Source organism: Changchengzhania lutea (assembly GCF_006974145.1).
Lineage (GTDB): Bacteria > Bacteroidota > Bacteroidia > Flavobacteriales > Flavobacteriaceae > Changchengzhania > Changchengzhania lutea.
Map to the genome: position 1 here is coordinate 270,044 of NZ_CP039456.1, position 24,663 is coordinate 294,706.

Annotated in this window: 18 protein-coding genes; 9 read left to right on the top strand and 9 right to left on the bottom strand. The window is 33.4% G+C overall.

The annotated features are described in order from the left end of the window. Window positions 1-126: 126 nt before the first annotated feature. From FAF07_RS01315 to bglX, 9 genes are all read left to right on the top strand, one after another. Window positions 127-1,209 (top strand): IS701 family transposase, encoded by a 1,083-nt coding sequence (locus FAF07_RS01315; protein WP_142783400.1) that lies wholly within the window; start codon window positions 127-129, stop codon window positions 1,207-1,209. A gap of 286 nt (window positions 1,210-1,495) precedes the next feature. Further along, on the top strand, window positions 1,496-4,279 hold the full coding sequence (locus FAF07_RS01320; protein ID WP_142783401.1) for a helix-turn-helix and ligand-binding sensor domain-containing protein: 2,784 nt from the start codon (window positions 1,496-1,498) through the stop codon (window positions 4,277-4,279). 271 nt (window positions 4,280-4,550) lie between these two features. Then, on the top strand, window positions 4,551-7,538 hold the full coding sequence (locus FAF07_RS01325; protein ID WP_142783402.1) for a SusC/RagA family TonB-linked outer membrane protein: 2,988 nt from the start codon (window positions 4,551-4,553) through the stop codon (window positions 7,536-7,538). Between the two features lie 16 nt (window positions 7,539-7,554). Continuing rightward, a complete protein-coding gene (locus FAF07_RS01330) occupies window positions 7,555-9,156 on the top strand; it encodes a RagB/SusD family nutrient uptake outer membrane protein (RefSeq protein ID WP_142783403.1) in 1,602 nt (533 codons plus the stop codon). A gap of 141 nt (window positions 9,157-9,297) precedes the next feature. Beyond that, window positions 9,298-9,492 carry a hypothetical protein gene (locus FAF07_RS18645; RefSeq protein ID WP_221930769.1) on the top strand — a complete coding sequence of 65 codons (195 nt, stop codon included), beginning with the start codon at window positions 9,298-9,300 and terminating at the stop codon, window positions 9,490-9,492. Between the two features lie 129 nt (window positions 9,493-9,621). Then, window positions 9,622-11,442 carry a glycoside hydrolase family 2 protein gene (locus tag FAF07_RS01335; protein WP_142783404.1) on the top strand — a complete coding sequence of 607 codons (1,821 nt, stop codon included), beginning with the start codon at window positions 9,622-9,624 and terminating at the stop codon, window positions 11,440-11,442. After that, entirely contained in the window at window positions 11,435-12,271 is an 837-nt protein-coding gene (locus FAF07_RS01340; protein ID WP_185956494.1) for a glycoside hydrolase family 16 protein, read from the top strand. Before FAF07_RS01335 ends, FAF07_RS01340 begins: the two co-directional genes overlap by 8 nt. A 5-nt stretch (window positions 12,272-12,276) precedes the next feature. Next, the gene (locus FAF07_RS01345) at window positions 12,277-13,131 is read left to right on the top strand and encodes an endonuclease/exonuclease/phosphatase family protein (RefSeq protein ID WP_142783406.1); all 855 of its coding nucleotides are present in this window, start codon (window positions 12,277-12,279) and stop codon (window positions 13,129-13,131) included. Then, window positions 13,128-15,428 carry a beta-glucosidase BglX gene (gene bglX / locus FAF07_RS01350; protein ID WP_142783407.1) on the top strand — a complete coding sequence of 767 codons (2,301 nt, stop codon included), beginning with the start codon at window positions 13,128-13,130 and terminating at the stop codon, window positions 15,426-15,428. Before FAF07_RS01345 ends, bglX begins: the two co-directional genes overlap by 4 nt. A gap of 309 nt (window positions 15,429-15,737) precedes the next feature. On the opposite strand, the gene FAF07_RS01355 is transcribed toward bglX, so the two are convergent. From FAF07_RS01355 to kduI, 9 genes are all read right to left on the bottom strand, one after another. Continuing rightward, window positions 15,738-17,042 carry a TRAP transporter large permease gene (locus FAF07_RS01355; RefSeq protein ID WP_185956495.1) on the bottom strand — a complete coding sequence of 435 codons (1,305 nt, stop codon included), beginning with the start codon at window positions 17,040-17,042 and terminating at the stop codon, window positions 15,738-15,740. Between the two features lie 2 nt (window positions 17,043-17,044). Continuing rightward, window positions 17,045-17,536 carry a TRAP transporter small permease gene (locus FAF07_RS01360; protein WP_142783408.1) on the bottom strand — a complete coding sequence of 164 codons (492 nt, stop codon included), beginning with the start codon at window positions 17,534-17,536 and terminating at the stop codon, window positions 17,045-17,047. After that, on the bottom strand, window positions 17,533-18,513 hold the full coding sequence (locus tag FAF07_RS01365; RefSeq protein WP_142783409.1) for a TRAP transporter substrate-binding protein: 981 nt from the start codon (window positions 18,511-18,513) through the stop codon (window positions 17,533-17,535). The genes FAF07_RS01360 and FAF07_RS01365 overlap by 4 nt, the downstream gene beginning before the upstream one ends. 91 nt (window positions 18,514-18,604) lie before the next feature. Next, the gene (locus tag FAF07_RS01370; protein WP_142783410.1) at window positions 18,605-19,273 is read right to left on the bottom strand and encodes a bifunctional 4-hydroxy-2-oxoglutarate aldolase/2-dehydro-3-deoxy-phosphogluconate aldolase; all 669 of its coding nucleotides are present in this window, start codon (window positions 19,271-19,273) and stop codon (window positions 18,605-18,607) included. 87 nt (window positions 19,274-19,360) lie between these two features. Continuing rightward, window positions 19,361-20,407, bottom strand: a complete 1,047-nt coding sequence (locus FAF07_RS01375) for a sugar kinase (protein WP_142783411.1) — start codon at window positions 20,405-20,407, stop codon at window positions 19,361-19,363. An 11-nt stretch (window positions 20,408-20,418) separates the two neighbouring features. Beyond that, on the bottom strand, window positions 20,419-21,825 hold the full coding sequence (gene uxaC / locus FAF07_RS01380; RefSeq protein WP_142783412.1) for a glucuronate isomerase: 1,407 nt from the start codon (window positions 21,823-21,825) through the stop codon (window positions 20,419-20,421). A 9-nt stretch (window positions 21,826-21,834) separates the two neighbouring features. Further along, window positions 21,835-23,013 carry a DUF4861 family protein gene (locus FAF07_RS01385; protein WP_142783413.1) on the bottom strand — a complete coding sequence of 393 codons (1,179 nt, stop codon included), beginning with the start codon at window positions 23,011-23,013 and terminating at the stop codon, window positions 21,835-21,837. A gap of 1 nt (window position 23,014) precedes the next feature. Next, window positions 23,015-23,809, bottom strand: coding sequence for a gluconate 5-dehydrogenase (locus tag FAF07_RS01390; RefSeq protein WP_142783414.1), 795 nt, complete (start codon window positions 23,807-23,809; stop codon window positions 23,015-23,017). 3 nt (window positions 23,810-23,812) lie between these two features. Further along, on the bottom strand, window positions 23,813-24,652 hold the full coding sequence (gene kduI, locus FAF07_RS01395; protein WP_142783415.1) for a 5-dehydro-4-deoxy-D-glucuronate isomerase: 840 nt from the start codon (window positions 24,650-24,652) through the stop codon (window positions 23,813-23,815). Window positions 24,653-24,663: the final 11 nt, after the last annotated feature.

Genomic DNA, 24,663 nt, shown 5'->3' on the forward strand with positions numbered 1-24,663 from the left:
CTTAAACCACTAACCTACTTAGTTATAAATTTATTGACTTTAGCTTAATATTAACTAATTAAAATTCATCAATTGCGTTTTATTATTAATTACTGATGTTACGCACAAAATTATTAAATTTCATTTATGAATGTTAATAACCTTTTAGACTTATATACTGACTATTTGTTGGTGACGCCCACTTATAGTACAGCAACAGGTTTGTCATTAGTGACAGATAATAGTGTTGGTCATGACCAAATAACACGGTTGTTATCTAGTAAAATAGACTCAAGAACCTTATGGCTAGAAGCTAAAGCTATGGTTCAAGAAATTAAGTCATCAGATGGATTGTTAATTATTGATGATTCCATTGAACCCAAAAAACACACAAAAACCAATCCTTTAATAAATTGGCACTACGACCATTGCAGTGGTAAAAGCGTTAAAGGCGTAAATTTTATAAGCTCCTATTATTATAGTCCTAAGTATGATATGGGTCTTCCTGTAGGTGTTGAGTTTGTAAAGAAAGATGTAGCCGTTTTAGGCAAGCATGGAAAACCTTCTTTTAAAAGTAAAGAAACCAAGAATGAAATGATGCGTCGCATGGTAGTCCAAGCAAACTACAACATAGGTTTTAAGTATGTTTTGGTAGACAGTTGGTTTTCATCATCAGAGAATATGAGCTGTATCGCACAAGACTGCAATTCAGATTTTATAATGGCCCTTAAACCAAACCGGGTCGTAGCATTAAGTGAAGAAGATAAAGCACAAGGCATTTATCAAAGTATTGAATCTTTAACGCTGGAAGAGCGTACTATGTCAGTTTATTTAAAACAATATAGCAACCCTATATTGATAACTAAGCAAGTCTTCAAAAACGGAGAAGGTAGTACTGGTACGCTTTATCTAGCTACAAGTGATTTAAACTTAGATTGCCAGAGTCTTACTGCAATCTATCAAAAACGGTGGAAAGTAGAGGGATTTTTTCGCTCCATTAAAAACAACACCGCTTTTGCCAAAGCACCAACGAAAACAATACAAACACAACAAGCTCATTTTACAGCATCTATGATAGCGTATATGAAACTTGAACGGTTAAAAATTAGAAACAGTAAAAATCATTATGCAATGAAAAGCGAAATATGGCTTACCGTTACTAAAGCAGCTTGGAAACAATTAGAAGAGTTATCAACATCAAATAGCAATTTCAAGAAAATTGCTGCGTAACATCAGTTAAGTAAAAGAAAATGCTATCAATTATATTTTGAAATATAGTTATTAGTACTACTTTTAGACTATTACAATTTACTAGTCTTAAATTCGCGCTTAAAAAACAATACTTTTTAAATCTAAATTATTTGTTTAGTTTTCAAATTAATGACTTAAAGAGGTTTTTTTAAGAATATTATATTTCTTTGTATTTAATTGGGTTAAAAATATATCTAAAAATCAAATTTTTTACAAAATAATTCTTAATCGGTTTTTTACAAGTTGATATATAACACCGTTTTTAATGAAACATTTTATATATATAAAGTTAATAACAACTATTATTTTAGTCTTTACAATTTACAATGCGGATGGACAAGAAATCCCTCCATTAGTGAAATTCACTCCTGAAAATTACGGCGGTGATAAACAAAACTGGTCAATTTCCCAATCATCAAATAAATTTATATATGTTGCAAATAACGAAGGCCTTTTAGAATATAATGGAGCTAAATGGACCATATTTCCTTCTCCAAATAAAACAATTATAAGGGCGGTTCTTGTTGTTGGTGAGAAGATCTATACAGGCTGTTACATGGAATTTGGGTTTTGGGAAAAAGACAAGTTTGGAAAATTACAATATACCTCATTAGTTCCAAAGTTGAAAGAACCCATGATTGAAGATGAACATATTTGGAATATTATCACATATGATCAATGGATTGTTTTTCAAACTCATAATAGAATTTATTTTTATAACACTGATAATGAAAAATATACCATTATCAATTCTAATAATATCATTACAAAAATTTTTAATGTTGAAAATGTTATTTATTATCATGTGAGTAATGAAGGCGTATATAAAATTGAAGAAGGAAAATCTAAACTAATTCTTGAAGCTCCTATGTTTAAAGACGATAGGGTAATAAATATATTTTCAACTCAAGAAGGGCAACTTATCCAAACAAGAGAGTCAGGTTTTTACACATTAATAAACGACAATGTGTCTTTATGGCAAATCCCTGCAAAGGATACTCTTCAAAACATAAATGTTTTTAACAGTATTCAACTTCAAGACAAAAGCTTTATACTAGGTACAATAAAAAAAGGTGTTATTTATTTAAGCAAAGATGGAGAAATTGAATATCGAATTGACCGTAGTAATGGACTTAGTAACAATACAGCATTATGCTTATTTGAAGACAAAGATAATAACATATGGGTTGGACTAGATAACGGAATTGATTGTATTAATATAAAATCTCCAATAAGTGTTTTTAATGATGATAAAGGTAATATAGGTACGGTTTATGCATCAACTGTTTTTAACAATATATTATATTTAGGTACTAATCAAGGGTTGTTTTATAAAAAAGCTGAAGGACAAGAATCATTTAAATTTATTGAAGGCACTGCAGGACAGGTCTGGAGTTTATTTTCGTTCAATGACGAGTTATTTTGTGGTCATCATTCTGGGATATTCATCGTAAATAATACTACAGCACGTCAAATATCTAATGAGCCCGGTACTTGGGGTTTTAGACCAATTCCCAACAAAAAAAATGAATTACTATTTGGCAATTATGGAGGCTTGAATGTTTTATCAAAAAATCAAGGAATTTGGAAATTAAAGAATAAGATTCAAGGATTTAATAGCTCTGCTCGACATTTTGAAATAGGTAAAGATAATGATGTTTTTATAAGTCATGGCTATAAGGGATTATTTAGGCTTACACTTAATAAAGATTTCACATTGGTAAAGAACTTATTTTTAGACTCCTCAATTCCCATTGGCAATAATTCAAGCCTCATAAAATATAAAGAACGTATTTTATACACATTCGAGGGAGGTATTATGGCTTATGATGATTTTAAGAGTCGTTTTATAAAAGATTCTATACTTAGTCCTCTTATTACAGATTTACAATATACAACTGGAAAACTTGTTGTGGACAAAACACAGAAACTATGGTCTTTTTCTGAAGACAATATTAGCTACGTAAGTTCAAATCCCATTACCAACGAATTCAAAATCAATAGGATTGCTATTCCTTCAAGGTTAAGAAAAGGACAAATAGGATATGAAAATATTTCACTAGTTGAAAATAATAAATACCTATTAGGTCTTACCGATGGATATATAACTATAGATATTTCCCAGTTTAATCAACAAACAAATGAATCTGAAATAGAATTAAACTCAATCAGCCTAAGAGATGTTGATGCTAACAATACAAATGTAAATTTGAATGATTTTGGAGATTTTGATTATAGCTATAATACTGTAGCATTTAATTATAGTGTTCCAGAATACAATAAATATGAAATAGTAAAATATCAATACAAACTCGTAGGAAGATATAATAAATGGAGTGATTGGATAGAAACATCCGAAATTATTTTTGAAAATTTAAGTTTCGGCAACTATAGTTTCATTGTTAGAGCCAAAATAGGTAATAAATTAACCAATAATACAATAAGCTATGATTTTAAAATTAATCGACCATGGTATTTATCAAATGTTGCTTTGTTATTATATTTATTTAGTTTATTTACTATCTCATTTATTATCCACAAGGCTTATAAGAATTACTATAAAAAACAACACGAACACAAATATCTAGAGAGAGAACAATTAATTATCAGAATTAAAAACGAAAAACTAAATGAGGCTATAGAAAATAAAAATAGAGAGCTGGCAATTTCTACTATGAGTATCATTAAAAAAAATGAAGTGTTGAGTAGCATAAAAAAAGAATTAAAAAATACAAAAAAACCCAATAACGAGTCAGTAATAAAATTAATTGACAGTAACATAAATAATAATAAAGATTGGAAATTTCTTGAAGAAGCCTTCAATAATGTTGACAAAGATTTTTTAGACAAAGTAAAAAATGCCTACCCGGAAATGACACCCAATGATTTACGCTTTTGTGCCTATTTGCGATTAAACCTTACTTCCAAAGAAATTGCACCATTACTTAATATATCTGTAAGAAGTGTTGAAACAAGACGTTACAGACTTAGAAAACGAATGAATTTGCCACATGACACTAGTTTAACTGACCACATCTTAAAAATTTAACACTACTACATAGCTATTATTCACTACGACATTACTACTACAATCCAATTTTAGGTTAGTTGTTTTTTTTTCTTAAAAATTTAATATTTTAAATATTCTATTGTTATTACTGAGATACCCGATAAATTAATGAGTGCTAAATTATGAGAATGAGTTTTTGTAGTAGTGTTTTTTATTAATATGGCAATTTTTGAAGTTAAATTTACAAAATATCTTAACTATTCAAACAATAAGTTAGGATATCAATAATTTAAACTAAACTCAATAATTTATGAAATTAGAATTACCCTCAAAAGGAGTAAAACTGCTTTTTTCGCTTTTTGTACTCTTAAATTTTGGGATTGTCACAGCACAATCACAAAAAACAGTCACAGGCACGGTATTATCTTCTGAAGATAACATGCCATTACCCGGAGCTTCCGTCTTAATTAAAGGTACTAATAATGGAACGTCAACAGATTTTGATGGCAAATTCATATTAAATGTAACTTCTGACTCTGCAACATTAATAATTTCTTATATAGGTTATCAAACTCAAGAAGTTACAGTATCCAACGAACCACTGATAATTAAACTATTGACAGATGCAAATGCTCTAGACGAAGTTGTAGTAGTAGGATATGGTACTCAGAGAAAGAGTAATCTAGTTGGCTCTGTTGCAAGTGTAGATTTGGATGAAGCTACGGTTGTTCCAACCACCAATGTTGCGGAAATGTTAAGAGGTAGGGCAGCTGGTGTTCAAATTAATTTAGCTGATGCTCGACCGGGTGGAAATTCAGAAATTTTAATCCGTGGCAAGGTATCTTTAGTAGGAAATGAGCCATTAATTATTGTGGATGGGGTCCCATTTGACAATATTAATGATGTAGCGTCTGATGACATCTCTTCTATCGAGGTCCTAAAAGATGCGGCTTCTACCGCAATTTATGGCGCTAGAGCAGCAAACGGCGTCATACTTATTACTACTAAGAGAGGTAAAGAAGGTAAAATAAATGTGAATTACCATGGTTATACAACCACGCAGCGCTTAACTAAAAACTTTGACCTATTTAGTGGTGAAGAATTTGCTGATTTAAGAAGAGAGGCAAATCGGGATCGAACTACAGGTGAATTTCTGTCTGATGACAATATCTTTAGTGAATTTGAACTAGAAGCCATAGCTAATGGAAATTTCGTGAATTGGGAAGATCTAATTTTACAGGACGCCGTTTTACAAAGCCACTCTTTAAGTGTTTCCAGTGGTACAGAATCGACTAAAATTTATTCAAGTCTTAACTATTTTAAACAAGATGGTTTAATTCCTAGTTCTAGTTTTGAGAGAGGAACTTTAAAACTTAACATTGATCAAAAGATTAGTAAAAAGCTAAGTATGCAGGCAAATGTAAATTTCCAAACTAACACACAAGACAATGAAAGTAGTTCAATAGGCTTTATTTCTATCTCTCCTTTAGCCATCCCTTTTGATGAAAATGGTGATTTGGTTCAAAGACCTTTAGGAGAATCCCATTTTCAAATAAACCCTTTATGGAATATTAGAGAATCTACAAACGAAACGAGAACAACTCTTACTGATATCAATCTTACAGCGACATACAATTTCATACCGAATTTGTCTTATAAGCTAAATGCATTTTTAAGAAATAGAAATGCTGAGCAAGGTATTTATCGTACACGTCTGCATTCACAAGGGGATGAAGGTATTGATGGATTTGCCACTATAGCTACTAAACTTTATAAAGAATATTTAATTGAGAATATTGTAAACTACAATCCACAATTAAACGAATCCCACAACTTAGACTTTACATTTGTAAATGCGATAAGTGAGCGAAAAACCAACACCACTAGCATTGATAAATCAGGTTTTGCTAATGATAACCTTAGTTATAATGGTGCTGCAACAGTTTTATCTGATCCAATAAGAAATGTGGAACGGAGAAGATTAGTTTCTTTTTTAGGTAGAGCAAGATATAGTTTTTTAGACAAATATTTATTTGAATTAACCACTAGAGCAGATGCGTCATCTGTTTTTGCAGAAGATAATAAATGGGGATACTTCCCTGCTGCAGCTTTTGCTTGGAAAATGCATGAAGAATCATTTTTAAAAGATAACGAAAGTATTAACGAAATGAAATTTAGAGTCACTTACGGATCTACGGGTAATGAAGGGATAGATCCTAGAGAATCACTCGGTGTTGCTGATAATTTGCCTTATGTGTTTGGTGGGGTTACATCTGGGGGGTTTGCAGCTTCAACCAGATTACCTAATCCTAATCTTCAATGGGAAACCACCACCACTTTTAATGTAGGACTGGATTTTGGTTTATTCAACAATCTGCTTAGTGGTACCTTAGAATATTATAAAGCCAACACCAAAGATTTTTTATTAGACCGTTTTGTTCCAGGGATTACTGGTTTCTCTGTAACACGTTTTAATATTGGTGAGGTTCAGAATGAAGGTTTTGAAGCAACTCTAAATACGAATATTATTAAAAAAACTGACTTACAATGGTCAGTAGGAGTCATATTTTCAACCAATGACAATAAAGTGCTAAAATTGACAGGTGAATTGGATGAAGATGGTATACCGCTTGAACTTCCATACACGGGGCCAAATTTCCAACAATTACGTTTAAAAGTAGGTGAGCCTATAAATAATATTTGGCTACCTCAATTTGATGGTATTTGGCAAGTAGGTGATGATCTAACAGTCATCTCTCCAAACCCTTTACCTGGAGATGTTAGGGTAATCGATCAAAATGGCGATGGTATAATTGACCAAAAAGATAATATTTATACAAGCCAAGATCCAGATTGGTTTGGTACCATTACAACAAACTTTAATTACAAAGGCTTTGAATTATTTGTAGACTTTTATATTGTAGAAGGTGCAACAAAACGAAATCCTTTCTTTTCGAATGGCGAGTTTTTTAAAGGAGCTATTAATGGGATAAGAATACCATATTATACTCCTGAAAATCCTTCGACTGTATATCCAAGACCAAGGGCAGATACCGCTTCTCAGCTTTTCCCTTTTTCAATTAGAGATGCTTCATATTCGAGACTTAGAACCTTAACATTGGGGTATAATATCCCAGAAAATGTAGTGAGCAAAATAGGTTTAAAAAGTGCTAAGATATATGGTACGGCTACAAACTTATTTACAATAACGGATTACAAATCATATAGCCCGGAAAATAATCCGAATGAGTTTCCAGATTCAAAAGGCTTAACATTGGGTGTTAAATTAGGATTTTAATAAAAAAATAAAAAACATGAAAAATTTATTTAAAAATAGAAAGTGCATATTGTTAATATGCACTTTGTTTATCCTCGGATCTTGTCAAGAATTTCTTGAAGACGAGCTACTTTCTGAAACCTCGGTCAATTTCTTATACAGCACCCCTGAAGGGCTTGAAACTGGTGTCATAGGACTATATACACTAAACCGAGGACTATATGAGCAAACCTTTTGGAATGGCGCCATTCCGTTAATAGTACAATCAAAATCAGATTTGGTTTTTGGTAGAGGCGGAGAAATATCTCTATTTAGCAGATTGGCATGGGGTGCAACTCTTGGTGATACGGGAGTTAACGGGGGCCATGGTAATTATTGGACACATTACTACAAATTGGTGGACAGAGCCAACGGCATTATAAAAGGTGCCGAAAATTTAACAGGGATTGATAAAGCTCAAAAAAATAGAATAATTGCAGAAGCTAAATGTATGCGAGCCAATTCATATTTTACCCTTTATAGATTGTTCAACAATATTTTTATTTCAACAGAGCCTACAACTCCAGAAAATGCTTTTGATAAACCAGATAATAAGTCTTCAGAAGAAGAAATATTTGCACTTTTAAGAAGCGATCTTGATTTTGCCATTGCTAATTTAGAATGGACAACTCCAGAGTTTGGTAGGTTTACACAAGCGTCGGCAAGACATATTAGAGCTAAAGTAGCCATGTGGGAAGGAGATTGGAGTGAAGCTGCGGCACAAACTGATGCTATAATTAATAATGGTAGTTATAGTCTAGAGCCAAATACTGCGGAAGTATTTAAAGGTGGTTTAAGCAGAAATGAGACACTTTTTGCTATTCAATATGAAAGAGACGTAATTGGCGGCGGAGGTCGTAATTTCATGAACTGGAGTAGTGTTGCTAATTGTGCTTTAGCACCTGGAGTTTTAAAATCTCTTGAAAACGGAGGTAGTGGTGCAGCTTTTATGACGTTGAACAAATATGTAAGAAACCTTCTTACTGAGGATCCAAATGATACCAGAACTAAAAACACCTATTATATATTCCAATATTTCTTTAATGATCCAGCTACTTTACCTGCTGGAAAGAATATAGGTGACCCTTTAGATTTATATGATGAGAATAGTACAGATAGAAATGAATTTACAAGGTTTTATCAAAGGCAAAATCCAGGGGTTCTTAAATTTCTTGATGAAGAGGCAGAACCTACAGATCGAAATCATATAAAAAATATCATGGTTTATCGTTTAGCGGAAACTTATTTAATTGGTGCAGAAGCGCATATGAGAAGTGGTAATAATGCAAAAGCTTTAGAATATATCAATATTGTTAGAAATAGGTCAAATACGGCAAGTATTTCAACTATAGATCAAGAAGCAATTTTGGATGAAAGAGCAAGGGAATTAGCTTTTGAAGGACAGCGCTGGTACACACTTAAAAGAATGGGAGTATTGTTAGAGTACCTACAAGATCATATGGGCAATGATAATTATAATCAAACCTATGCTACTGGAGATCCTCGTCTATTAATACAGGAGCACATGAAAAACTGGGTTATTCCTGAAGCTCAAATTAATCTTTTGGGACCTAATTATCCTCAAAATGATGGGTATTAATTAAACTATTGAAGTTGTCATTTCATTGCAATTCTTTCTTTATTTTAATTATTACATTAAGTTCTTTTACATAAGCTCAAAAATATGAATACAAATGGCAAAATGATATAAACATAGGATAGCCTGAACGGAGGATTCCCCTTGCAAAAGGGGATTCTTTTTACAGGAAGTTCGTCAAATAGATTTTGGAAAGATCCTACCAAAGATTTGAAAAATGACAGTATTTTAAACAGAAGTTTTGGTGGTTCAAAAATTAAAGGTCTAATAGAAAAATTCAATCAGGATATTTTAAAATTTCAGCAAAAAAACATTAGTCATTTATTCTGGCAACAATAATGTACAAGACGGTAATTCTTTCGAAAATGTTTACTGAGAGTTCTTTTACACTATATGCACTATTAAAGCAAAATCATCAAACAAATCTCGAAAAAAGAAGTAGAAGTATAATTTTAAAAAAATACAATTATGATAAAGTCCTTTATAATAAAGGCATTACTGTTATCCCCTATTATTAGTGTATCGCAAGACTTAATAATTAATACTTTAAACAGGAATGTAACAACCTTAAACGGTACATGGAACTATATTGTAGACCCTTACGAAACTGGTTACTATAATTATAGATATCAACCATATGATCAACTACCAGAAAAAAATAATTCAGCGTTTTTCAATAATTACCACGCAAAAGACAAATTAGAATTAGTTGAGTACAATTTTGATAAATCTCCTACGCTTACTGTTCCTGGTGATTGGAATTCGCAAAATGATAAATTGTTTTATTACGAAGGTACTATTTGGTATAAACGATCTTTTGATTATAGTCTCTCAGACAAAAACAATCGTTTATACCTTTATTTCGGAGCCATAAATTATAAAGCGGAAGTTTATTTAAACGGAACAAAACTTGGTACTCACGAAGGTGGTTTTACACCTTTCAATTTTGAAGTTACATCTGTAATAAAAGAAAAAGACAACTATTTAGTTGTTAAAGTAGATAATACCCGATTTAAAGAAGCTATCCCAACTATAAATACAGATTGGTGGAATTATGGGGGTATTACCAGAGACGTTAAAATAATTGAAGAGCCATCTACCTTTATTAAGGACTACAGCATTCAACTCAAAAAAGATAAAAACAAAATAATCAATGGCTATATTAAATTAGACGATTCTAAAAGCAATGAAAATGTAACCCTTTCTATCCCTGAATTGCATATTAATAAATTATTAAAGACTGATGCTAGTGGTAATGTGCAATTTGAAATATCATCAAACAAAATAAACTTTTGGTCTCCAGAGTCGCCCAAACTCTATGACGTATACATTAAAACAGATTATCAAACACTAAAAGACGAAATAGGATTTAGAACTATTGAAACCAAAGGACCGGATATTCTTTTAAACGGAAAATCGATTTTTCTAAAAGGCATTTGTATTCATGAAGAAAATGCCATGCGTGGCGCCAGAGCCTATAATGACGCAGATGCATTGGTAGCACTAAATTGGGCTAAAGAATTAGGTTGTAATTATGTAAGATTGGCACATTACCCACATAATGAGCATATAATAAAGCTTGCCGACAAAATGGGGCTAATGGTTTGGGAAGAAATACCAGTGTATTGGACAGTAGATTTTACCAATAACAACTCATTAAACAATGCTAAAAACCAGTTATCAGAAGCCATTACACGAGACAAAAACAGAGCCGCTATTATAATCTGGTCAATGGCGAATGAAACACCTCCATCTGGCCCTAGAAACACATTTTTAAAGTCCTTAATAAGTCATACTAAAAGTATGGATACAACCAGACTTATTAGTGCTGCTTTAGAAAAACATAATATAGATGGTGTAAATATATTGGATGATGAAATAGGTAATTATTTAGACATAGTAGCTTTTAACCAATACACAGGATGGTATGGAGGTTCATTAGAAGAAGCACCAAATGCAAAGTGGGATATCAAGTTTAATAAACCCGTGGTAATTTCAGAGTTTGGCGGTGGCGCTTTACAAGGGCTTTATGGAACAATAAAAGAACGTTGGACTGAAGAATATCAGGAATATTTATACCAACAGAATCTAAAAATGATTGAGAAGATTCCAAATATAAGAGGTACAAGCCCATGGATTTTAAATGACTTTCGATCACCTAAAAGAGTGCTTCCAGATATTCAAGATGGCTGGAATAGAAAAGGACTGATTTCGAATCATGGCATTAAAAAGAAAGCTTTTTATATCATGCAAGATTTTTATAAAAAAATTAAAAAGAAATATGAATAAGTACTTTTTTGAAAATATTAATAAAGTTAATTTGTTTTTTATTAGTTTGAGCAGTTTGATTCTGCTGTTTTCATGCCATAAAAGCAAGAAAGCAGCAGTTTTCACAAAAAAATATGAATTGGTCTGGGCTGATGAGTTTGAAGGTAACAGTATTAATTTAAATAATTGGTCTTTCGTTGTATGGAACGAAGGTAAAGTAAACAATGAATGGCAAAAGTATGTTGAAAGCGCCGATAATTATAAAGTAGAAAATGGAATCCTTTCTATAATTGCAACCAAAACAGGTGAAAACAAAAAGGATGGTTATACATCTACACGATTGTCGAGTCAAAAAAAACAAGAATTCAAATATGGTCGCATTGAATTTAGAGCAAAAATGCCATCTGGAACAGGGACTTGGCCTGCGTTGTGGATGCTAGGTTCAAATCGCAATGAAGTTGGTTGGCCTAAATGCGGAGAAATTGATATTATGGAATATGTTGGATACCAACCAAATACTACACATTCTAATATCCATACCCAAAATGATTATGGATATACAGATAATAAAGTATCCATTAACTTAAAAACGGCTGAAGAAGAGTTTCACAACTATGGCATTATTTGGACGGAAGATGCAATTCAATTTTATATTGATTCACCTCATAATATAAAAAACACTTATTCTCCAATTAATAAAACCCCAGACAATTGGGCTTATAGCCAACCCTTTTACTTGATTATGAATTTTGCTGTTGGTGGTACTTGGGGAGGTAGAGAAGGTGTAGATAAAACTATTTGGCCTCAAATCATGGAAGTAGATTACGTTAGAGTTTATCAATTAAGATAAATTGAATGACAAAATATTTATTAAGCACATTAATAATAGTGATACTTGCTGGCTGTAAGTCATCAGCTGAATTAAATTTTTCAGTTATGACCTATAATGTTAGGCATGGTTCAGCAGACGATAGAGAAAACTCATGGGAATATCGTAAAGACAATTTATCATCATTAATAAAAAAACACAATCCAGATTTTTTAGGAACTCAAGAAGGCTTACCGTTTCAAATAGATCATATAAACTCAGCATTACCAAATCATAGTTTTACAGGTGAAGACAGGGACGGTAATGGTAAAGGAGAATATTCTGCTATTTTTTTTAATCAACTTAAATATAATGTTTTAAAGCAACATACTTTCCGGCTGTCTCCTACCCCAAATACAGTTTCAAAAGGATGGGATGCAACGTATCCAAGAATTTGTACTTACGGATTATTTAAAGACAAAAAGACCAATATTCAATTGTGGGTTCCTAATACACATTTAGACCATATAGGAGTAATGGCTAGAGAACAAAGTGTACCAATGATATTGAATAAAATAAAAGAAATTAACACAGAAAATTTACCGGGTATTTTTATGGGAGATTTGAATGTAGAACCAGAAAGCACACCTATTCTAACCTTAAAGTCTTCATTAGACGACTCAAAAGAAATTTCTATTGAAAACCCTTTGGGTCCAGAAGGCTCTTTTAATGCATTTCAATTCAATGTTCCTGTTAACAAAAGAATAGATTACATATTCGTTTCTAAAAACAAAAAACTAAAAGTCAAAAAATATGCAGTATTGAGTGATCCAATAGATTTAAAATACCCTTCAGATCACTTCCCTTTTTACACAGAATTAACAACAAATACTAGTCAATGAAAAATATTAACCAAATATTAATACTTACCTTATCAATTGCCTTTTTATTTAATTGTGAAAACAAGAACAAAAAAGGAAACAGTAATACTAATGATATAATTGAACAACAAGTAGATTCTGTTTTGGCCTTAATGACTCTTAAGGAAAAGGTAGGACAAATGAACCAATTTAATGGTAGTTGGGATTTAACAGGTCCTGCATCAAACGTTAGCAACCAAGAAAAGTTAGAAAGACTTAAAAATGGTGAAGTTGGTTCAATGCTTAACGTGTTATCGGTAAAAGCAACTAGAGAAGCTCAAAAACTAGTTATGGATAATTCACGATTAAAAATTCCTTTAATTATTGGCTATGATGTCATTCATGGTTATAAAACCATATTTCCAGTTCCATTAGGAGAAAGTGCTAGTTGGGATTTAGATATCATTAAAAAATCTGCTGAAATAGCCGCTAACGAAGCATCCGCGGCTGGTGTAAACTGGACATTTTCTCCAATGATAGACATTTCCCGAGATGCGCGTTGGGGTAGAATTATGGAAAGCTCTGGAGAAGACCCCTTTTTAACAGCAAAAATTGGTGTAGCAAAAGTACAGGGATACCAAGGAGGTGATTTATCTAAAAACAATACCATTGCTGCTTGCGCTAAACATTTTGCAGGCTATGGCTTTGCAGAAGCTGGTAGAGATTATAACACAGTAAACATTGGTGAATATGAACTACACAACACTGTTTTACCACCATTTAAAGCAGTTGCAGAAGCTGGAGTAGCCACTTTTATGAATTCATTTAATGAAATTGATGGTATTCCTGCTACAGGTCACAAAGAAATTCAAAGAAACGTTTTAAAAGGCGATTGGAATTGGGATGGGTTTATCGTTTCTGATTGGGGCTCGATTGGGGAAATGATTACACATGGTTATGCAAAAGACAAAAAACATGCTGCTGAAATAGCAGCCAACGCAGGTAGCGATATGGATATGGAATCTTATGCTTATGTGGGCTATTTAGAAGAATTAGTAAACGAAGGCAAAGTTAATATTACTTTAATAGATAATGCTGTTAAAAGGATATTAAGGGTGAAATTCAGATTGGGATTATTTGATGACCCATATAAATACTGTAATGAGGAACGTGAAAAGAATGAAATTTACACAGAAGAAAATCAAGCATTCTCACGTGAAGTTGCAAAAAAATCTATCGTTCTACTAAAAAATGAAAATAACATCTTGCCATTAAGTAAAAACATAAAAAACATTGCAGTAATTGGACCTTTAGCAGACGATAAAGATACGCCTATTGGAAATTGGAGAGCCAAAGGAGGCAGAGATACCGCAATCTCATTGTTAGAGGGTATTAAAAACGCAGTGCTACCTTCAGCCAAAGTAACTTATGCTAAAGGTTGTGACATTGTAATTAATAAAGAAATCGGGCGTACATTTTTATTACCACTAAAATTTGCCAATACAGATAAATCTGGTTTTCCTGCCGCTGTAAACACTGCAAAAAATGCGGATGTAGTTATTCTGGCTATTGGTGAAGTTGCATTACAAACTGGAGAAGGGAGAAGTCAGACCAATATTGGTTTTGCAGGTGTCCAACAAGATTTGTTAGAAGTAATTTTAAAGGTAAATAAAAATGTAGTTATTACCTTAATGAATGGTAGGCCAATGGATATTTCTTGGGCTTCAGAAAACGTACCGTCCATATTAGAATGCTGGCAATTAGGATCTCAATCGGGGAATGCCATTGCTGATGTTTTATTTGGCGATTACAATCCATCAGGGAAATTACCTGTTTCATTTCCCCACAATGTAGGGCAAGAGCCATTATATTACAATCAAAAGATGACCGGAAGACCTTTCAATCCAACTCATGTTACTTTTTCTGCCTATAGAGATGCACCAAAAACAGCTCTGTACCCTTTTGGTTATGGCTTGAGTTATACAACTTTTGAATACAAAAACTTAACCTTAGATAAAAACGAAATTCTGGCTGATGGGGAAATAAAAGTTTCTGTTGATGTAATTAACACTGGAGATAGAGATGGAGAAGAGGTTGTTCAATTATACATTCGAGATTTGGTTGGAAGCTTAACCCGACCAATAAAAGAATTAAAAGGGTTTGAAAAAATTATGCTAAAAGCTGGAGAGACAAAAACCATTAATTTTACTATAAATGGAGAATTGTTACAGTTTTATACCATTAATAAAATATGGGAAGTTGAACCAGGTGATTTTGAACTTTGGGTTGGTGGGGATTCAACAACAAAATTGAAATCAAACTTTGCGGTTAAAGAGTAAGATCTTGAGTATTAAAAAGATTGTATTATCTATACTAATAACATGTTCTTTAACAATAAAAAATTTCTTGAAACCGACTATTCTCGAGGCAAAGCCATAGAGGTATTTCGCCGGTTTCATTTTGGTCTTTGGGCCAAAAACCGAAATTTTGTATTTTACCTCACCCGGAACTGCCAAAAAGCAGTTTCGACCTCTCCGAAGGAGAGGTAAAGCGGAAACCCCGTAGAGCCGTCGGGGAATTATTTAGATTAAAACTATTCAAAATTCATTTATTATGGTTTTAACACTTATTGAACTAAAATTACAATGTTACAAATTAAATAAATTTGGTAAATACATTGAAATCTCTGGAATATAAGTGATTAAAAGCAACACTATTACCATAATTAATAAAAATGGCAATAAGGGCTTAACCACTTGAGAAACCGATACATTCGCTATTCCGCTCCCAACAAAAAGTATGGTGCCAACTGGTGGTGTACAGAGTCCTATACATAAATTAAGCACCAATACGATTCCAAAATGCACAGGATGCATTCCCAATGCGACTACAACAGGTAAGAAAATAGGCGTAAAAATAAGTACTGCAGGCGTCATATCCATAAACGTTCCAATAATCAACAACACCAAGTTAATAACCAAAAATATAACGATTTTATTACTGAACTGCTCTAATAAAAAGCCGCTAATAAGCTCTGGAATCCCTTCAAAGGAGAACAGCCAGGACATCGCCATCGATGTACAAATCAAAAACATCACCACAGCTGTTGTTTTTGCACTGGTCAATAAGATATCTGAAAAATCCTTAACCTCTACGTCACCATAAATCAAAGCCAAAACCGCAGCATACAAAACAGCAATAGCTGAAGCTTCCGTTGCTGTAAAAATACCGGCAACAATACCCCCCACAACAATCACCAATAACAATAAACTAAAAAATGCCTTTCTAAAATAGGTCCAAATCAATCCTATAGGCGCACGACTTCCTTTTGCAAATTTTCGAGTTATCGCTACAAAAGCGATATAAGCCATAATAGCAACCCCTAACAAAATACCAGGCAAATAACCTGCTATAAATAAAGCCGCTACAGATGCCGTACCTCCACTTGCAAGAGCATAAACGATTAATATATTACTTGGTGGAATTAACAATCCCGTGGTTGATGATGTTATATTTACAGATGCACTAAATTCTCTAGGGTAACCTTCTTCTTCCATTCTATCGGTCATGATACTTCCAATTGCAGAGGTTGCTGCAATGGCCGAACCAGAAATGGCACCAAATAACATAGATGCTAACACATTGACATAAGCTAAACCTCCTGGTAAACTTGCCACTAAAGATTTAGCAAAATTTATCAATCTGTTGGCGATACCACCACGTTTCATAATTTCTCCTGCCAGTACAAAAAACGGAATCGCTAATAATGCAAAACTATCTATTCCTGTTGTCATCCGCTGTGCAATGGTAGTTATTCCAGGTAGGTTATCAATATTAAGTAATAAACTTATCGTTGTAGAAATGCCAATACTATAAGCTACTGGAACTTTTAACATTAACAATGTAAAAAAACTTGCAAATAAAACGATGATACTTATGACTTCTATACTCATGTTTAGTCGGTTATTTTATTAGCATTAATTTTTGATAAATGATATATGGAGAAACACATCATTAAAAGACCACTTAAAGGCATAATAGCATAGATACAACCAAGAGGAATTCTTAATGTACCAGATAGTTGACCTAAGTGAAGCGTTGTATAAACTAAATTAAAACCACCGATGACCATAACTACTAGTGCAAAAAGAAAAATACATAGCTCAATAAAGATCAAGGCTTTCTTTTGGTTTTTTCTTGAAAACTTTTGAAAAAGGAAATCCATGGATAAGTGCTGCCGCTTTGCACTTAAATAAGCTGCCCCTAAAATAGATAGCCATATTAACGAAAATCTTGCCAACTCTTCTGTAAAAGCAAAAGATGTATTTAATATATACCTAGAAAACACCTGACCTAATACATCTATAACCAATAGACCAAAAATAGATATCAAGAAAATTTCCATGATTCTACATGCCTTATTGAAAAGAACATCTGCTAGCTTCATAATGATTGATTTTTAATTTTATTGATAATGGCACTCATTTCTGGATGCTCTTTCATAAAGGTCTCTAAAACAGATTTCGATTGTTCTTGAAATAGTGATTTGTCTGGAATAATAATTTCAACCCCAGCTTTTTTGGCTGTAGCCATTGATTTTTCCACAGATTCATTCCAAAATTGCTTTTGGGCTTGTGAAGATTCGTCTGCAGCTTCTTGAACCCAAACTTTTTCTTGATCGGATAATGTATCCCAATATTTTGTGCCAATTAAAAGTACATCTGGCACCGAAGAGTGTTGGTCCAAGGTATAATATTTACTGACTTCATAATGATTTGAAGACACAAACGAAGGCGGGTTATTTTCTGCACCATCAACCACACCTTGTTGTATTGCGGTATATAATTCACCATAAGCCATAGGCGTTGCTGAACCTCCCAACGCATTAACCATGTTTATCGCCATTTGGTTGTTCATTACGCGAATCTTAAGCCCTTTTAAATCTTCTGGAATGCGAATGGGCTTGGAACTCGTATAGAAGCTACGACTCCCTGCATCATAATAACACAAGCCTCTTAACCAAAATTTTTCACCTTTTTGCAAAATAGACTTTCCAACTTCACCTTCTAAAACATCGAATTGATGCTGTTTGTCCCTAAATAAATAAGGAATGCCCAAAACATGGTATTCGGGCACAAAGTTGGATAATGTTGCAGCACTCACTTTGGTAATGGCAACGCTCCCTATTTGAAGTAATTCTAAAACCTCTCTCTCTGAACCTAGTTGGCCATCGGGAAATATTTTGACTTTTAAAGTTCCTCCAGATTTTTGTTCTAATGATTTCTGAAATTCAAGTATTCCTTTATGTACAGGATGTGTTTGAGGTAAGGTATGCCCTAAATACAAAACCTTTGTTCCATCATATTTTTTACATGAACTTAAACTTGCAACAAATACAGCTAAAAGAATTAATTTATATTTCATTTTTTTGTTCAATTATATTTATGAACTCATCTTGACTTTTTATATCTAAACTTAAAATAGAAATAATAAAAGTCCTGTTCCGAATTGGTCTTTATTTTCTAACTGCTTTTATAATAGCCAAAGCCTTTTTTACATCTTGCTCTAATTTGGGGTAATCTTTACTGGCAATAATATCTTTTGAAATCAATTGCGACCCCATACCAACACAGGTAACACCTGCATCAAACCAGCCTTTTAAATTTTCCGCTGTAGGCGAAACTCCCCCTGTGGGCATAATGCTTGTCCATGGTTGTGGCCCTTTAATGCCTTTTACAAATTTTGGTCCGTACAGATCGCCTGGAAATAATTTGACGATCTCACAGCCTAATTCCTCGGCTCTTGCTATTTCAGTTAAACTACCACAGCCCGGAGACCATAATACTTTTCTACGGTTACAAGCAATAGCAATATCTTCCCTTAATACTGGGGTGACTATAAAATTTGCTCCCAAGGCCATATATAATGAAGCTGCTGCCCCATCGGTTACCGAGCCTACGCCCATGATCATACCCGGTAATTCTTTAATGGCATACTTGGTGAGTTCTCCAAAAACTTCATGAGCGAAATCACCACGTGCCGTGAACTCCATTAAACGTGCCCCACCGTCATAACAGGCTTTTAAAACATTTTTGCTCAGTTCTATATCACTATGGAAAAACAAAGGAATCATCCCTGTGTCTTTCATAGTTTGTGCCACTTCCATTCTTGAAAATTGTGCCATTTTTCTAATTCTTTAATCGTTGATTTGTGTAGTTGCTAAACTGTTAAACCCATAAACGATTCAACAGATCAACATTAATCATATATATTATCTCGCTACGCGTCCTGAAGCATCGCCTCCCATGAGCTTTTCTACTTCTGATACCGTTACTAAATTTGCATCGCCTTTTATCGTGTGTTTTAAACATGAGGCTGCTACCGCAAAATCCAAAGCGTTTTGATCATCTTCCGGATATTTTAACAAGCCATAGATCAAACCTCCCATAAAAGAGTCTCCTCCCCCAACGCGGTCTACAATGTCTGTAATTTGATATTGTCGTGTTTCATACATATCTTTTCCATCGTATAAAACGCCTGCCCAAGTATTGTGTGATGCCGAAATAGAGCCTCTCAAGGTGGTAATGACTTTTTTGGCCCTTGGGAATTTTTCCATCATTTGCTTACAAACCGAAAGAAACGCTTCGGCTTTTACATCATGACCATGTTTGTGAACGTCCAATCCTTCAGGATGAATACCAAAATGCTTTTCGGCGTCTTCTTCATTTCCTAAAATAATATCACAATAAGACGTTATTTCAGTCATTATCTTTTCCCTGTGAGCATCATCACAATATTTCCATAATTTTGCACGATAATTTAAATCTGTAGAAATAGTAATACCTTTTGCGCTTGCGGCTTTAACAGCTTCTAAACAAACATCGGCAGCACCTTGAGAGATCGCAGGAGTAATACCTGTCCAATGAAACCATTCTACACCTTCAAATACAGCATCCCAATCTATCATGCCCGATTCAATTTCTGCTATTGCAGAATGGACCCTATCATATACCACTTTAGACCCTCTAGATACGGCTCCCGTTTCTAAAAAATAGATACCTAAACGGTCTCCACCCCAAACAATTTTATCAACACCAACCCCTCGCTTACGCATTTCCATCATGGCACATTCTCCAATATCATTTTTTGGTAAACGTGTTATAAAATCTACATCAACACCGTAATTTGCTAATGATACTGCTACGTTAGATTCGCCTCCTCCATAAATAACATCAAAATTATTTGCTTGCGAAAATCTTAAAAATCCTTGTGGAGCTAATCTTAACATGATTTCTCCAAACGTGACTACTTTACTCATTTTTATATTTATTAATTTGAAAATTTGAAATATGCTTTTGCATTATTATAGCAAATGTCCTGAACCATTTTTCCTAAAAACTCTATATCATTTGGCACAAGACCTTGATTTACATCTTCAGCTAATAGATTACATAAAATACGCCTAAAATACTCGTGTCTTGGGAATGATAAAAAACTTCTACTGTCTGTTAACATACCAACAAACCGACTTAATAGCCCCATGTTTGATAAGGTATTAAGCTGTTTTTCCATACCATCCCTTTGGTCTAAAAACCACCACCCAGAACCCCATTGCATCTTTCCAGGAATTCCAACTTCACTATAATTTCCCATCATAGTAGCAAAAACTTCATTTTGTGATGGATTTAAATTATACGTAATGGTTTTACTTAAGGCATTATTTAAGGTTAATTTGTTGAATAATTTTGACATCGATTCTGCCTGTGAAAAATCACCAATAGAATCAACTCCCGCATCTAAGCCAATAGTTTCCATTAACTTGCTATTGTTATTTCGCAAAGCGCCTAAATGAAACTGTTGAACCCAACCTTTTTCATGATACATTTTACATAATTTGTACAAAATACATGATGCAAACACATTAGATTCGTCTTTGGAAATAGCTTTATCATTCAACCGCTTTTTGAAAATTGAATTAGCTTCATCTTCAGTAAAATCAAAGGCATAAATTTGCTCTAAACCATAATCTGAAAGTCGGCAACCTAAATCGTTAAAATAATCGACTCTACTTTGAATGGCATTAAATAATTCAGATACATTTGAAATTTTAAACCCAACACATTTTGCTAGTTTCTCAATATAATTTGAAAAGCTTTCCTTTTCAATTAAGATTAAAGCATCAGGGCGAAACGTGGGCAATACTTTAGTGAAAATATTTTGTTTTGCAATTGTCTTATGATGCTCTAAAGAATCGATTGGACCATCAGTTGTACAAATAACTTCCACCTTCATTTGCTCTAATAACTGGGCAGGTGTTTTATCCTTTAAAATAGTATTTGCTTTTTTATAAATAGCTTCGGCTGTATTTGGACTAAGCATATCATCTATATTAAAATAGCGTTTTAACTCTAAGTGTGTCCAATGAAACAAAGGATTTCTTAAAGTATACGGTACTGTTTCTGCCCACTTAAAAAACTTTTCTTTTTCTGATGTTTCGGATCCTGTAATATACATTTCATCTATCCCATTGGCTCGCATTGCTCTCCACTTATAATGATCACCATTAAGCCATGCTTTGGTTATGTTTTGAATAGGTAAACCTTCAGCTATTTGTTTTGCTGATAAATGATTATGATAATCTATTATAGGTAAATTTTTTGCATAGCTATGATATAGCGTTTCCGCAATTTCAGATTGCAATAAAAAATTATCGTTTATGAAATGTATTGAATTCATAAATATGCCTTAATTAAAAGTAATTGTTAGTGGTGTATTAGCTTTTAAAATGAAATTATTTAAGTAATTTTCCCATACCTCTTTTGTTGTAAACTCTCCAGCCTCTTTCCATCCAAAACCTGAGTAAAATGTAGCTATTCCATTTTCAACCTCGACTTCTGCATATAAATTGCTTCTGTCTTTTAAGGTTGTTATATATAATTCAGAACTTAGCATATTATGGTTTGGAACTATAATAGCTGTACCTAATTCTGATTTGCCGTGAGGTTGCCAATATGAAATCCAACCGGCTTCTTTATTCTGATTAGTTTCACCATCATTTTCGTGTAATGTTAATCCAGTATATATAGAATTTACTCCCGAAACTTCTATATCGAACTTAGATAAATTGCTGCCATAATCTAATGTAATATGTTTCTTTTCTGAAATAATTTGACCGTTAGCATCCCAATCACCATAATCTAAAACAAAACTAGTTCTAATAGGCCCTGTAGTTATCGTTTTCCAATTTATAAAATTCTTAGAAATATAAAACGTGGTATCTTGCTTTATAGCTATTCCTCCAATACCTCTACTAGAGCCTACATGAAAATTATCAAGACCTTCACCAGTATCCTCATGATAAGTTCCTGTTTTTTCTGTATATTTTTTATACCATGAATTAATAATAGAATAATCCACTCTTTTCAACCAGGCATCAATTCCACTAGAAAGTGTTCCTTCTTTAAGGTTGTTTTCAAATCTATATTGCGCATTTGGCCCGTAAGTTCTAAACCCTACTTTATTATTTTCCCAAGCGTAATCATCGGTTCTTTCTGGCACAAATCTGGAGTAACAATATTCGATGACTTCTGGCTCAGTAACTTCTTCTGAAAAAACCAACTCAAATTCCTTTGTTGATTTTGCACCTATTTCTGGTTGAAATAATAATACATCTACTTCTCCATCTAAATCTTCATCAACAAATTGCGATACTAAAACTGTTTTCGTCTTTATATCTCTAACAGCAAAGTTCTCAAAAGGTTCACCTTCCTTTAATTTTAAGTCTGATTTATGTATTTCTACAGTTTCAAAAGCACGTGGCACGTCAAGTGAATTTTCAATTGTTAGTCTGTAATTTGGTTTTTGTGCACAACTTAATGTTAGGAAAAAGACTGCTAAAACAAATGGCAATAGTGCATTTTTCATATTAATTTTCGTTAGATGGTTTTCCTATAGTTGCTAAAATTCCGCCATCAACATATAAAATATGTCCATTAACAAAATCACTAGCTTTTGATGATAAGAATATCGCTGCACCAGCTAAATCATTTGGATCACCCCATTTAGCTGCGGGTGTTCTATTAACTATAAAATCGTTAAACGGATGCCCTTCAACTCGTATTGGTGCCGTTTGAGACGTTGCAAAATACCCTGGTCCAATACCGTTAACTTGAATATTATGCTTTGCCCATTCGGTAGCCATGTTTTGGGTTAGCATTTTTAATCCGCCTTTTGCTGCGGCATAAGCCCCAACGCTATTTCTCCCCAACTCACTCATCATAGAGCAGATATTAATCACCTTCCCTTCTTTTCTGGAAATCATGCCTTTTACAACATGCTTAGATACTATAAACGGACTTACTAAATCGATATCAATTACTTCTTTAAAATCTGCAACTTCCATCTCTATTAAAGGCGTTCGTTTTATGATGCCTGCGTTGTTAATCAAAATATCAATTTGACCAACTTCAGCTTCAATCTTAGTAATAGCAGCAATAACATCCACTTCATTGGCTACATTAAATTTATAACCTACGGCGCTGATACCTTCTTTTTGATATTCTGTGACAGCCTTATCAATTTTTTCTTGTGAAGAATTACCGTTAACAATAATGGTTGCTCCTGCAAGACCTAAACCTCTTGCCATAGCCATTCCCAAACCATGGGTACTTCCTGTTACTAAAGCGTTTTTACCTTTTATATCAAACAATGATGCACTCATAGCTTATCTTAATTCTGTTATTTTAGCGACATCCATATCGCCGTAATCTAAATTCTCACCTGCCATTCCCCAAATAAAAGTGTAACTAGATGTACCAGAACCTGAATGAATTGACCATGGCGGAGAAATAACGGCCTGATCATTTTGCATCCAAATATGACGCGTTTCTTGCGGTTGCCCCATAAAGTGACATACAGCTTGGTCTTGTGGAATGTCTAAATAGTAGTAAATTTCCATTCTACGGTCGTGTACGTGTGCTGGCATGGTATTCCAAACACTACCCGTTTTAAGCTCTGTCATTCCCATTTGAAGTTGACATGTATCAACAATACCGCCAATTATCATTTGGTTAACCGTACGATGGTTAGCAGTTTCTAATGATCCTAATTCTATTTTATTAGCTCCAGCCTTACTTACTTTTTTTGTTGGATACGTTTTATGTGCTGGTGCTGAGTTTAAATAAAATTTTGCTGGATTATTTTTATCATCACTTTTAAAAACAACATCCTTACTTCCACTACCTATGTATAATGCATCTTTTAGTGTTAATTGGTATACTTTACCATCAACTTCTACAGTGCCATCGCCTCCTACGTTGATGATTCCTATTTCTCTTCTTTCTAAAAAATAACTTGATTTTAAAGGATCAATGGTTTCTAATTTTATATGCGCTAAAGGCACCGCTGAACCAGCCATATATCTATCATAATGTGTATAAACCAAGACTAACTGGTCTTCTTGCATTAAATTCTCAATTAAAAATTCTTCTCTTAATTGAGTTGTATCGTATGCTTTTACTGCTTTTGGACTTGACGCATATCGTGTTTCATAACTTGTTTTCATATCTAATTAAT